Genomic DNA, 11,951 nt, shown 5'->3' on the forward strand with positions numbered 1-11,951 from the left:
GCGTGGCCGCGCTGGCAGCGGACGCCCTCGGCCCGCAGACTGGGTGAATGGGTGCCTCGCCGCGCGAGAAGTGGGTGCTACACGTCGACCTCGACCAGTTCGTCGCCGCGGTCGAGGTGCTGCGCCACCCCGAACTGCGCGGCCGGCCGGTGATCGTCGGCGGGCGGGGTGACCCCACCGAACGCGGCGTGGTCTCGACGGCGTCGTACGAGGCCCGCGAGTTCGGGATCGGGTCGGGGATGCCGCTGCGGGTCGCCGCCCGCCGGCTCGTCACCCGCGGCGTCACCGATGCGGTGTTCCTGCCCGTCGACGGCGAGGCGTACACGGCGGCGTCGGGGTCGGTGATGGACACGCTCCGCGATCTCGACGCGGTGGTCGAGGTGCTGGGCTGGGACGAGGCGTTTCTCGGCGTCACCACCGCGGACCCGGTGGCGTTCGCCCGCGAAGCCCAGGCCGCGGTGCTCGCGGCGACCTCGCTGCACTGTTCGGTGGGCATCGGCGACAACAAGCTGCGCGCCAAGATCGCGACCGGTTTCGGCAAGCCCCGCGGGGTGTACCTGCTGACCGCGGACAACTGGTTCGAGGTCATGGGCGAGCGCGGCACGGACGCACTGTGGGGCATCGGCGACAAGACGGCGAAGAAGCTTGCCGCCCTCGGCATCCACACCGTTCGCGAACTGGCCCGCGCCGCCGACGGCGAGCTGGCCGACGCACTCGGCCCCGCCATCGGACCGTGGCTGCACCGGCTCGGCCGCGGGATCGGCGACGAGGTGGTCACCGCCGAGCCCTGGGTGGCCCGCGGCCACGGCCGGGAGACGACCTTTCAGCACAATCTCACCGACCCCGATCAGGTGACGGCCGAGGTGCGCTCGCTGGCCGGGCGGGTCACCGAGGACCTGCGGGCCGAGGGGCGAGCGGCGGTGCGGGTGACGCTGAAGGTCCGGTACGCGCCGTTCGACACGCACACCACCGGCCGCCCGCTGGCCGAGCCGACACTGGACCCGGCGGTGATCGAGGACGCCGCCGCCGCGCTGACCGAGCGGCTGGACCACGACCGCGAGGTCCGCCTGCTGGGCGTACGACTCGACATGACGCCGCCCGACGCACCCGGTTGAGCGGGCGTTCGGTGGCAGCCGGGGAGCGGCCGTCAGTCGAGGCCGGGAACCGCGCCGGGCACGCGTTCGGGTGCGTCCTCGCCCACGGGTGCGCCGTCGGGCTGGACGCCCTCGCCGATCAGGTGCTCGAACGGCTTCAGGTTGGCCAGCGACTCGCCGCGCGAGACCCGCCAGGCCCACTCGCGCCGGATCGAGGAGGCGAACCCCAGCTCGAGCAGGATGTTGAAGTCGCCGTCGGCGGCCTCGAGGACCTGGCCGAGCACCCGGTCGAGTTCGTCAGCGGTGACGGCGTGGGTGGAGATCCGGCCGACCAGGTAGATGTCGCCGGACCGGTCGATCGTGTAGTGCACGCCGTAGAGCCGGCGGTTGCGGCGCAGCAGGTACTTGTAGACGCCCTCGAAGTTCTCGTCGGGGTTGCGGCAGACGAACGCCTCGACCCGCACACCGTGGTTGCCGACGCTGAGCAGGCAGGCCGTCTTGAGCTTGCGCTCCCCCGGCAGCTCGACGACGAACCGGTTCTCGCCCTGCCGGGTGTAGTCCAGTTCCCGCTCGGCCAGGGCGGCCTCGATCAGGCTGACGGTCTCGTTCACGCGCGCACTCCCAGTCGTCGCAGCTTCCACAGTCCGCGGCCGCGGCGCGACGCGAGGTCCGACTGCGGGCGGTAGGCGGCGACGGCCCGCCGGTAGCTCTCCAGCAGCCCGTCCGCGGTGTGCTCCCAGGAGAAGTTCGCGGCGTGCAGCGGCGCCCGGCGCGCCATCTCCGTCAGCCGGCCCGGATCGGTGAGCAGCGACTGCAACGCGTCGGCCCAGTCGTCGGTGCGGTGCCCGGGCACCAGCAGTCCGGTCTCCCCGCCGCGGACCGCGACGCCGAGACCGCCGACGTCGGCCGCCACCACCGGGGTCCCGCAGGCCTGGGCCTCGAGGGCCACCAGACCGAAGGACTCCGAGTAGCTGGGCACCGCGACGAGGTCCGAGGCCCGGTAGACCTGCGCGAGCCGGTCGGGCGGCTGCGGCGGCAGGAACGTCACCCGCGGGGCGATGCCGAGCGTGGCCGCGAGCTCGATCAGCGAGTCGGGGCGGTCGAGCCCGGTGCCCGACGGCCCGCCGACCACCACCACCCGCACCGGCAGCCCCGGTTGACGGGCCATCAGCTCCGCGGCGGCGCGCAGCAGCACGTCGGGAGCCTTCAGCGGCTGGATCCGGCCGACGAAGGTGACGATCAACTCGTCCGGGTCCAGGCCGACCTCGGCGCGGGCCGCGGCGCGGTCGCCCGGCCGGTAGCGCGAGAGGTCGGCGCCGGGCGCCACCACGTCGATCCGGCCGGGGTCGGCGCCGTAGACCTCGACCAGCTTGTCGGCCTCGTCGGCGGTGTTGGTGATCAGCCGGTCGGCCTCCGCGACCACCTGCTGCTCGCCGATCTGCCGGGCGGCCGGTTCCGGGGTGTCGCCCTCGGCGAGCGCCGCGTTCTTGACCGCGGCCAGGGTGTGCGCGGTGTGCACCAGCGGCACCCCCCACCGGTCGCGGGCGAGCCAGCCCACCTGCCCGGAGAGCCAGTAGTGCGAGTGCACCAGGTCGTAGTAGCCCGGCGGGTGGTGCGCCTCCTCGCGCAGCACCCCGGCCGTGAACGCGCACAGCTGCGTGGGCAGGTCGTGCTTGTCGAGGCCCTCGAACGGTCCGGCGACCACGTTGCGCACCAGGACGCCGGGCGCGGCCTCGACCACCGGGGCGTCCGCGGAGGACGTGGCCCGGGTGAAGATCTCCACCTCGACGCCTCGCTCGGCGAGTCGCAGGGCGCTCTGCAGGACGTAGACGTTCATCCCGCCCGCGTCCCCGGTCCCCGGTTGAGCCAATGGGGAGGTGTGGACCGACAGAACGGCCACCCTCCTCAACCGATGGTTATGCGCTGGCGTCACGACCCCATCTTGCCCCCTGCAATCGGGGCCGCCACACCCAGCACCGCACGGCCGCGCGCGGGGGTGCGGTGCTACCGACCGAACGACTGTGACCCAGCTCTCCCCCGGGACTGTCACACTCCAGGTCCCCGCGGTGTCTAGATGGTGAAGACCCACTCGTCGAGGAAGGAAGCGCCATGGCTGCGTCACACGGAATCCGATCCAGCGAAGTCCCACCCAGGCAGGTCGTGGTCGTCGGCGCGGGATACGCGGGTGTGATCGCCGCGAACCGGATCCAGGCCGCGCGCCGCCCCGGCGTCACCGTCACCGTGGTCAACCCGCGGTCCGAGTTCGTCGAACGCGTCCGGCTGCACCAGCACGCGACGGACGGGACGGGCGCCACCACCGCGCTGGCCGGACACCTGGATCCCGCCGTGCGGCTCCGGGTCGCGACCGTCGACCGGATCACCGATTCCGCGGTGGTCCTCGACGACGGCGGATCCCTCGACTTCGACCTCCTCGTCTACGCGGTGGGAAGCCGGTCCGTCCGCGGGGTCGGCGCCGAGCACACGTACACGGTCGGCGACCTCGAGGACGCCGACCGACTCCGGTCCCGGCTTCGGGAGCTGACCGACGACTCGAGCGTCGTGGTCGTGGGCGGCGGGCTGACCGGCATCGAGACCTCCGCCGAGATCGCGGAACGGTTCCCGGGCCTGGCGGTGCGACTGGTGTCCTCCGGTCCGGTGGCCGAGGGCCTGTCCGACCGCGGCCGACGCGGCGTCACCCGAACACTCGCCCGACTCGGCGTCGAGGTGCATGCGGGCCGCCGGATGCTCCGCGCCGAGCCCGGTCGCGTCGTGCTGGCGGACGGCACCGACCTGGCCAGCGACTGCACGATCTGGGCGGGTGCCTTCGGGGTGCCGGACCTGGCCCGGCGCAGCGGTCTGCCGGTCGACGGCGCCGGCCGGTTGCGGACCGACGAGAACCTGGTGTGCCTCGGCCACCCGAAGGTGATCGGCGTCGGCGACGCCGTCGCGCCGCCGGAGCGGGTCGCCGGGCACATCCGAATGAGCTGCCAGGCCGCCATCCCGCTCGGCGCGCACGGCGCCGACACCGTGCTCGCCCTGCTCGACGGCCGGGCGCCGCAGCCGCTGTCCCTGGGCTTCGCGTCGCAGTGCATCAGCCTGGGCCGGCGGGCGGGCGTGGTCCAGCTCGTCCACGCCGACGACAGCCCCCGCCGCGTCGCGCTCGGCGGACGCACCGCGGCGTTGGTCAAGGAACTGATCTGCCGTTCCGCTCGCTGGGGAGTGGGCACCCGCGGGTCCGCCGTCCGGTGGCCGGTCTCCGGTCCCACGCCGGCCCGGCAGACTCAGGACACGTCGGCGTGAGCCCCGCAGACGTGTTCACCGAGTACCGGCCGCTGCTGTTCACCATCGCCTACGAGATTCTCGGCAGCGCCGCGGACGCGGAGGATGTGTTGCAGGACAGCTACCTCCGGTGGTCGGAGGTGGATCCGGCCGGCATCGACAATCCGCGCGCCTACCTGGCGCAGGTCGTCACCCGGCAGGCGCTGAACCAGCTGCGGTCGGCGGGACGCCGGCGCGAGGACTACGTGGGGAGCTGGCTGCCGGAACCGATCCGCACCGGACCCGACGCGTCCGAGGACGCGCTCCTCGCCGAATCGGTGTCGATGGCGATGCTGCTGGTCCTCGAGACGCTCAGCCCCGACGAACGCGCGGTGTTCGTGCTGCGGGAGGTGTTCGGGTTCAGCCATCGCGAGGTGGCCGAGGCGGTCGGCAGATCGGAGGCGGCGGTGCGGCAGACCTCGCATCGCGCCCGGTCCCACGTCCAGTCCAGGCGCAAGCGGTTCGAGCCGAGTTCCGCGGCGGCGCAGAAGGTGGCCGGGCAGTTCCTCAGCGCCGCGGTCACCGGCGACATCCAGGCCCTGATGGACCTGATGGCGCCCGACGTCGTCGAGATCTCGGACGGCGGCGGGAAGATCAGCGCGGCGCGCAGGCCCGTGGTGGGCCGCGAGCGGGTGGCAAAGTTCATGGCCGGCCTCGCCCGGACCGGACCGGCCGACCTGAGGTTCGAGGTGGGACTGTTCAACTCCCTGCCGTCGGTGCTGATCTACTCGGGCGAGCACCTGGACACCGTGGCCATGTTCGAGGTCACCGACGCCCTGGTCTCGGGGATCTACCTGGTGCGCAACCCCGACAAGCTGGCGACTGTCACGCAGGCCCGAACCCTGACCCGCTGAGGACTGCCCGGGCGAACATCCGCACCCGGGTTGTACGCGTCGCACCGGCAATTGCGGGTGCGACGCGTACCTCCGCGGTGCGGATCAGCCCAACGCGTCGACGAACGCGCCGACCTCGGAGACGAACCGCTCCGGGTCCTCGACGAAGGGGCCGTGGTTGCAGCCCTCCCAGAACGACGCGGTGGCACGGGGCAGCAGGTCGACGGCGTGACGGGCCGCGGACACGTCGACCACCGTGTCCGAGGTGCCGTGCAGGACCAGTACCGGCAGGTCCAGCCCGGCCAGCAGTTCGTCGTGACCGACCGCGCGGCCGAACAGGGCCGCCCGCACCCGCGGCCGGGTGGACAGGCTCGCGCCGAACAGGGCCTGCGACTGCGCGCCCTTGCCGTCGGCCTGGCCGGTCAGCGCGGTGCCGAAGCTGCCGAGCGCGCGGATGGCCTCCCCTGGCTCCTCCGACATCGCGGCGGGGATGGCCTCGCGCATCGCCGACCCGACGCGTCCACCCTTCTGACCAGGACCGATGCTGGTGATCGCGCCGACCAGGACCAGCCCCGCCACCGCGTCGACACCGCACTCGGCGAGGTAGTCGCAGATCACCAGCCCGCCGTACGACCAGCCGAGCAGGACCGCGCCGGAGTCCACCGACTCGGCCGCGAGCACGGCGGCGACGTCGCCTGCCCAGACCTTCGAGTCGTCGTAGCCTGTCTCGGGCGCGCCCGAGTAGCCGTGACCGCGCAGGTCGACGGCGATCACCCGGTAATGCTGGGCGAGGGCGTCGAGGACCCTGTCGCCCCAGCAGTCCAGGGACTGCGCCCAGCCGTGCAGCAGCACGAGCGGGCGGGCGTCTTCGGATCCGGTGACGCGGTAGACGATGGACGTGCCGTCGATGCCGGCTGCCTCTCGGATGCTCATGCGTTGCACACTACGAGTGTCGGCGGGCAGACCCGGCACGCGGCACGCGCGTGGGGCAGATTCGTCGCAAATCGGACACCGGGGCTCGGCCCGTCGATGCGGTGCCTGGAGACGCGGCGTCGTCCCTCGTCAAGAACGTCACAGGTAGGGCTTGGTCAGCAACTCCAGGAAATGGCCGGCGGGGTCGAGCGTGTAGAGCCGCTGGCCGCCGTCCTCGTCGCTGATCTCGTTGGCCCTGGTGCGCTGAGGGTCCGCCCAGTAGTCCCGATCAGCGTCCACCAGCCACTCTCGCGCCTCGGCGAAATGACGGTCGGTCACGAGGAACGCGTAGTGCTGCGGAGGGAAGTCGATCGGCGGTTCGGCGAACTGAAGCAGCACGCCGTCGGCGATGGTCAGATTCGTGAACACACCCCAGGAGGGCGCGTCCGCGGCCTCGAGCAGGTGCTTGTAGTAGGCGGCCGATTCGGAAGCGTTCTTGGCCGCGATGATCGTGTGGTTGAAGCGTGCAGGCATGGGGTCTCCAAAGTAGTGAGCAGTGGACGGAGGGAAATCCACGCGCTTCGGAGGTGCCCGGGATCGGCAGTGCTGCGCCGATTGCGCCGTCAGGGATCGACCGGTTCGCCCGTCTGTGTACGGCTCGAAGCCTGACCGGTCATCACGAGTGAACGATAGCCCGGCGCGGCCTCAGTGTGAAGAGGTGGCGGGCAAGGTGATTCGGGCAGGTTCGGCAGCGTGGAACTCAGCCGAGCATCGCGACGATCTCGTCCACGTCGGCGTGCACCGCGCCGATCCGCCCCGCCTCCTCGAGGTGCCGGTCGTCGACGCCGGAGACAGCGTCGGCGGCGATCAGCACCCGCAGGTCGCGCTCGCTCGCCCCGTAGATCGTCGCGCGCGGACAGTTCGGGTAGTTGCAACCGGCGACCACCACCGTGTCGACGCCGAGCCCGGCGAGATGCTCCTCGAGGCGGGTCCGGTGGAAGGCGCTCCACCGCGGCTTGAACAGGACGGACTCGGTCGGCGAGACCATCTGCAGACCGCCGGCGAGGAGCAGTGCGGGATCCAGGTCCGGCACCGTCAACTCCGGAACCACCTGTGACCCCGCCGTGCGCGGTCGGGCGAATCCCGCACCCACCGCCAGCGCGGTGCGCCGGACCAGGTCCACGTCCTCACCCGCGTACAGCCGCACCACGTGGACGATCGGGCGCGACGCGGCGCGGTAGGCCGTCACCAGCCTGGCGATCGCGGGCACGACCGCGGTGGTCCCGTCGATCGGACTCGCCCCGCCGTCGACGAAGTCACGTTGGGTGTCGATCACCAGCAACGCCGACCGGTCAAGATGCGGAGCTGTCCAGCGGTCGAGGTCTCGCGTCAGGCGACTCACGGCATCGAGCGTATTACCCGGGGTTGCAATCCGCGCCGGTCTAGCATCGAATCATGGACCTGCAAGAGATCTTGGCGACCATGCCGTTTGCGGCGAAATCCGGAGTCGAACTGGTGTCGGCGAACGCCGGCGAGGTGGTCGGCCGACTCGCCTGGAGCGAGGACGTCACCACGACGGATCGAATCATGCACGGCGGCGCCCTCACCACCCTCGCCGACACGGTCGGCGCCGTCTCCGCATACCTCAACATTCCGTCGGGGGCGTCCCGGGTGACGACGGCGTCCAATGCCGTGTTCGCACGCCAGGTGCGCCGCGGCGTCGTGACCGGCACCGCGCGACCGCTGCACGTCGGCCGCAAGACCGTGCTGGTGTCGATCGACATCATGGACGAGGAAGGCCGGCTGGTCTCGCAGGTGACCCAGTCGCACGCCGTCCTCGGCGAACTGGGGCCGTAGACTCCCTTACGTCGCGTGTAACAGGCTGTGCCACATCGACATCCGACGTAGCCTGCGACCATGAAACCCGACGAACTGCTCGCCACCATGCCCTTCGCGCTGCACACCGGCGTCACGCTGACCGCGGCCACGCCCGCCGAGACGGTCGGCACGCTCGACTGGAGCGAGCACCGGACCACCGCAGGGCCCGGCATGCACGGCGGCGCGCTGATGACCCTCGCGGACACCGTCGGCGCCGTCTGCGCCTTCCTCAACCTCCCGGCGGGCGCCGCCACCTCCACGACCAGTTCGAACACCGTCTTCACCCGCGGCGTCCGCAAGGGCACCGTCACCGCCACCGCCCGCCCACTGCACGTGGGCCGCAGCACGGTCGCGATCGTCATCGAGGTCCGTGACGACGAGGACCGACTGGTCGCCCAGGTCACCCAGTCGCAGGCCGTCCTCGCCGGTTCCCCGATGTCACAGTGAGTGCCTCGGGGATACCCGATGTGACATCGGGGACCTGACCGGCGGGAGTCGGTTCGCGCTCGACGCCCTGCCGATCGCCGCGCCGCGGGCTACCGTGGGGCGATGTCGCGTCTGCTCGACCGATACCGCGCCACCGGCGCCGACCTGCCCTTCGGAGACCTCCTGCCCGCACACGGTGTCGCCATGGAGGGCTACTTCTGGCGGTTCACTCTCCCCGAGTCCGGCCGGGTGGTGATCGCCCTGTGCGGGGTCAACCGCGCGGCCGACGGCGGGTGGGCCACCCTCGGGCTGGCCGGCCATCCGAACCGCTTCCTGCGCACCGCCGCCCACCCCACCGGGTGGGCCGATCCGCACCGTCTCGGCGCGCATGCGGGCGAGAAGTTCCACGGCGAGCGCGGCGGCCTGCGGGTGGACCTCGGGCCCGACGCCCGACTCGACGTGCGGATAACGAATCCGACGGCCTGGCCGCGCCGAGGGTTCGGTGGTTCCGGTGTCTTCCAGTCGGTTCCGGGTCTCAACCAGTACTGGCACCCCTGGTTGCTCGGCGGCCGGGCCGAGGGCCACGCCGTGCTGGACGGCGAGGAGTGGGACCTCAACGGAGCCCAGGTGTACGCCGAGAAGAACTGGGGCCGAGGCGGATTCCCGGAATCGTGGTGGTGGGGCCAGGCGCAGGGTTTCGCCGAACCCGAGGCCTGCGTGGCGTTCGCGGGCGGGCAGGTGAGCGCCGGACCGCTGCGTACCGAGGTCACCGCCGTGGTGGTGCGCCTGCCGGACGGCCGGCTGCTGCGGCTCGTCCACCCGGCACTCTCGCCGGTCCACGCCGCCGTCACCGACGAGCACTGGATCCTGCGAGGGCGCAGTCCGAACTGGAGCGTGGACATCGAGGGCCACGGCCCCGTCGGCGACGCGCACGTGCTGCCGGTGCCGCTGCCCACCGAGCGTCGCAACATCGCGGGTGCGATCGAGCACCTCGGCGCCCGGATGCGCGTCTCGGTGCGCCGACGCGGCCGAGAGGTCTGGTCGGGACGGTCCACGCTCGCCGCGCTCGAGCACGGCGGCCTCGGCCTGGCGAGGGCCGAGACCGACCGGCGGGGCGGGTCACCGGACGCGACCGACGCCGCTCCCCTGCCGCCCCGGCCGCGGTGACCTGTTTCTCGGCAGCGCACAACAGGCCCAGTGAACCGCGGCTCACCGAACTGCGAAACCCCCGCCCCACGACCGTTGAATCTGCATACACTCGCGCCATGGAGCGCCAGACACGTCAGCTTCGCTACTTCGTTGCGGTGGCCGAGGAATTGAGCTTCACCCGAGCCGCCCAGCGGCTCCACATCGCACAGCAGGCGCTGAGCGCGCAGATCAAGCAGCTGGAGCAGGCCCTCGGTGTGGTGCTGCTGACCCGGACCACGCGCAGCGTGGCCCTGACCGCGGCCGGAGCCGCCTTCCTCGAGGATGCCAGCGCGTTGCTGACGGCCTTCGGCGACGCGACCGAGCGCGCCCGGTCGATGCAGCGCAGCGAAAGCGAGCGGCTGGTGCTGGGGTTCCTCGAGGGCGCGGCCCTGATGCTGACCGAGCCGATCCTGTCGGCCTTCAGCGATCGTCACCCCGGCGTGACGGTGGAGATGCGCCAGTTCAACTACGACGATCCGTCGGCCGGACTGACCGACCGATCGGTGGACGTGGCGTTCGTGCGGCGACCACTCACGACGGACGGCGTCGAGTTCGAGCCGCTGTTCACCGAGCCCCGAGTGGTGATGCTCCGCGCGGACCATCCGCTCGCCGACCGGGTCTCGGTCGGCGTGGCCGAGCTGATCGACGAGCCGATACTCGGGGCGGCGTGCACCGACCCGACGTGGAATGCGTACTGGGAACTCGACGCCCATCGCGACGGAGTGCCGGCACGGGTGGCATCCCGGTCGACCACGGTGCTCGAGGAGTACCAGAAGGTGGCGGCCGGCGTCGGCATCGTGGTGACGGCCGCGTGCGCCCGCTGGATCCCCTATCCGGGAGTGAAACTGGTGCCGATCTCCCACGACGCACCGAACGAGGTCGCGGTGGCGTGGCAGCGCACCAACGACTCCGCGTTGGTCCGCTCGTTCCGCGACATCGCCCGGCACGTGCGCGATTCGCGACCCGACCTGGTTGCGACACTGCAGGAACCGGACCTCGACGACCGCGCGGTGCCCACCCGAACCCCCTACTGACAACGGAACCTTGTCAATCAGTCCGGAACAAAGTGTTTCTGTTCCGATTCGCCCGCGCCTAGGCTTCCTGGGTCCGGAAATGAAACCTGATCTGGGCGCGGCCCACCGGGCACGTTCAGCTCGAATTCGAATTACGGAAACCCGCGACCACCTGGCCATATACCCATGCATCCGATCTGGTTCGAACGTCGGGTGAATTCCGGGCGAATGCCACCCGAATGCCATTTTCGTCAAATACGCTGCGGCACTGACGGCGTCCGTCCGGCAGGGCGCCGGGATTTCCAATTTCGCGTCCAAGAAGCGGAGTGTGCGTGATAGGACTGACCCACACAACGGAATCACTCCTCCCCGCGAGCCATTTCTCCCAAAACAGATGCCAGGAGAAACGCGGCCGCGCTGTCCGCCGTCGTCTCGATCCCCGGCACCATCGGGGGCCGTCCTCGGCGGCGAAATCTCTGCAGTCCCCAGCTGACGGGTCCGGGCTGGTGCACAGACGGCGTGCATCCGCCCGGCTCTGTTCGGTCGTGGTTTGTCGCCGCGCCACAGGCGTCGGCTGACAGGTTCGAACGCTGACAGGGGATCCGACCCTGTCACGCGGCGAGTACGCGGTCGGCACTCCGGCGTGACCGCAACAGCGAACAGTTAGGAACACATGTCTTCGAACACAGTCCGCCGCATCGCCGCTCTCGCGGCGGTGTCCGCTCTCCCCGCAGCCCTGCTCGTGGCCGGAGTCGGAGCCGGCGTCGCGAACGCCGCCCCCTGCGAGCAGTCCAGCCACACCACCAAGAACGACGCCAGCACCGTGTGGGTGACCCACACCTACGACAAGAGCGTCACGGTGGCCGAGGCCGCCGCCGGGACCAACGTCACCTACAAGATCGTGGTCGGTACCACCGGCATCGGTAACCCGTACGTCAACACCTTCCGCGACTACGCCCCCGCCGGCTTCGGCGCCCCCGTGTCCACGAAGGTCACCGCCTACCACTTCGGTCAGGGACAGGTCACCGAGGAAGTCCAGGCCGTACCGAACGGCGACGGCGCCTGGCGCGTGAGCGGCACCGGCTGGTTCGTCAACTCCGGCAACAGTGTGACCGCCGAGTTCACCTACAAGGTCCCGGACGGCGCCGCGCCCGGCGTGACCATCACCAGCGGCGGCATCGACGTCAGCGGCACCGTCGGCGTCGGGGCCTACCGACCGAATCTCACCGCGTGCTTCACCGTGCGGGGCCAGAACCCGGGCGAGGCCGCCCTCGGCAGCCTCGACGACA

General features: G+C 71.3%; 13 protein-coding genes. 8 read left to right on the forward strand and 5 right to left on the reverse strand.

What is annotated here, in order from left to right:
- Positions 1–47: 47 nt before the first annotated feature.
- Positions 48–1,115, forward strand: coding sequence for a DNA polymerase IV (locus AC1DWC_RS14115; protein ID WP_477908895.1), 1,068 nt, complete (start codon positions 48–50; stop codon positions 1,113–1,115).
- Between the two features lie 32 nt (positions 1,116–1,147).
- On the opposite strand, the gene AC1DWC_RS14120 is transcribed toward AC1DWC_RS14115, so the two are convergent.
- Complete coding sequence (locus tag AC1DWC_RS14120; RefSeq protein WP_477908897.1) at positions 1,148–1,705, reverse strand: type III secretion system chaperone family protein; 558 nt, start codon at positions 1,703–1,705, stop codon at positions 1,148–1,150.
- Positions 1,702–3,027: a D-inositol-3-phosphate glycosyltransferase gene (gene mshA, locus AC1DWC_RS14125; protein ID WP_477908899.1), complete on the reverse strand. Its 1,326-nt coding sequence runs from the start codon at positions 3,025–3,027 to the stop codon at positions 1,702–1,704. The genes AC1DWC_RS14120 and mshA overlap by 4 nt, the downstream gene beginning before the upstream one ends.
- Positions 3,028–3,203: 176 nt before the next feature.
- Here mshA and AC1DWC_RS14130 point away from each other — a divergent pair, with 176 nt between their 5' ends.
- The gene (locus tag AC1DWC_RS14130; RefSeq protein ID WP_477908901.1) at positions 3,204–4,394 is read left to right on the forward strand and encodes an NAD(P)/FAD-dependent oxidoreductase; all 1,191 of its coding nucleotides are present in this window, start codon (positions 3,204–3,206) and stop codon (positions 4,392–4,394) included.
- On the forward strand, positions 4,391–5,266 hold the full coding sequence (locus tag AC1DWC_RS14135) for an RNA polymerase sigma-70 factor (RefSeq protein WP_477908903.1): 876 nt from the start codon (positions 4,391–4,393) through the stop codon (positions 5,264–5,266). Before AC1DWC_RS14130 ends, AC1DWC_RS14135 begins: the two co-directional genes overlap by 4 nt.
- A gap of 84 nt (positions 5,267–5,350) precedes the next feature.
- On the opposite strand, the gene AC1DWC_RS14140 is transcribed toward AC1DWC_RS14135, so the two are convergent.
- The 3 genes from AC1DWC_RS14140 to AC1DWC_RS14150 all read right to left on the reverse strand — a co-directional run bounded on the left by AC1DWC_RS14140 (position 5,351) and on the right by AC1DWC_RS14150 (position 7,559).
- Complete coding sequence (locus tag AC1DWC_RS14140; RefSeq protein ID WP_477908905.1) at positions 5,351–6,178, reverse strand: alpha/beta fold hydrolase; 828 nt, start codon at positions 6,176–6,178, stop codon at positions 5,351–5,353.
- Between the two features lie 138 nt (positions 6,179–6,316).
- Positions 6,317–6,691: a VOC family protein gene (locus tag AC1DWC_RS14145; RefSeq protein WP_477908907.1), complete on the reverse strand. Its 375-nt coding sequence runs from the start codon at positions 6,689–6,691 to the stop codon at positions 6,317–6,319.
- A gap of 226 nt (positions 6,692–6,917) precedes the next feature.
- On the reverse strand, positions 6,918–7,559 hold the full coding sequence (locus AC1DWC_RS14150) for a cysteine hydrolase family protein (RefSeq protein ID WP_477908909.1): 642 nt from the start codon (positions 7,557–7,559) through the stop codon (positions 6,918–6,920).
- Positions 7,560–7,612: 53 nt separating this feature from the next.
- Here AC1DWC_RS14150 and AC1DWC_RS14155 point away from each other — a divergent pair, with 53 nt between their 5' ends.
- The 5 genes from AC1DWC_RS14155 to AC1DWC_RS14175 form a co-directional block, all read left to right on the forward strand.
- Positions 7,613–8,014 carry a PaaI family thioesterase gene (locus AC1DWC_RS14155; protein ID WP_072842592.1) on the forward strand — a complete coding sequence of 134 codons (402 nt, stop codon included), beginning with the start codon at positions 7,613–7,615 and terminating at the stop codon, positions 8,012–8,014.
- Between the two features lie 60 nt (positions 8,015–8,074).
- Positions 8,075–8,482, forward strand: coding sequence for a PaaI family thioesterase (locus AC1DWC_RS14160; protein ID WP_477908912.1), 408 nt, complete (start codon positions 8,075–8,077; stop codon positions 8,480–8,482).
- A 102-nt stretch (positions 8,483–8,584) separates the two neighbouring features.
- Positions 8,585–9,628, forward strand: a complete 1,044-nt coding sequence (locus tag AC1DWC_RS14165; RefSeq protein WP_477908914.1) for a tocopherol cyclase family protein — start codon at positions 8,585–8,587, stop codon at positions 9,626–9,628.
- A gap of 98 nt (positions 9,629–9,726) precedes the next feature.
- Entirely contained in the window at positions 9,727–10,683 is a 957-nt protein-coding gene (locus tag AC1DWC_RS14170) for a LysR family transcriptional regulator (RefSeq protein WP_477908916.1), read from the forward strand.
- Positions 10,684–11,335: 652 nt separating this feature from the next.
- A partial coding sequence (locus AC1DWC_RS14175; RefSeq protein ID WP_477908918.1) for a hypothetical protein occupies positions 11,336–11,951 on the forward strand: 616 nt, incomplete at its 3' end.

Source organism: Rhodococcus sp. P4_C10 (assembly GCF_056402135.1).

Bases quoted from the DNA above. Each gene is read 5' to 3' on its own strand.
- AC1DWC_RS14115 (WP_477908895.1), top strand. From the start codon at position 48: ATGGGTGCCTCGCCGCGCGAGAAGTGGGTGCTACACGTCGACCTCGAC.
- AC1DWC_RS14130 (WP_477908901.1), top strand. From the start codon at position 3,204: ATGGCTGCGTCACACGGAATCCGATCCAGCGAAGTCCCACCCAGGCAG.
- AC1DWC_RS14140 (WP_477908905.1), bottom strand. From the start codon at position 6,178: ATGAGCATCCGAGAGGCAGCCGGCATCGACGGCACGTCCATCGTCTAC.
- AC1DWC_RS14145 (WP_477908907.1), bottom strand. From the start codon at position 6,691: ATGCCTGCACGCTTCAACCACACGATCATCGCGGCCAAGAACGCTTCC.
- AC1DWC_RS14155 (WP_072842592.1), top strand. From the start codon at position 7,613: ATGGACCTGCAAGAGATCTTGGCGACCATGCCGTTTGCGGCGAAATCC.
- AC1DWC_RS14160 (WP_477908912.1), top strand. From the start codon at position 8,075: ATGAAACCCGACGAACTGCTCGCCACCATGCCCTTCGCGCTGCACACC.
- AC1DWC_RS14165 (WP_477908914.1), top strand. From the start codon at position 8,585: ATGTCGCGTCTGCTCGACCGATACCGCGCCACCGGCGCCGACCTGCCC.
- AC1DWC_RS14170 (WP_477908916.1), top strand. From the start codon at position 9,727: ATGGAGCGCCAGACACGTCAGCTTCGCTACTTCGTTGCGGTGGCCGAG.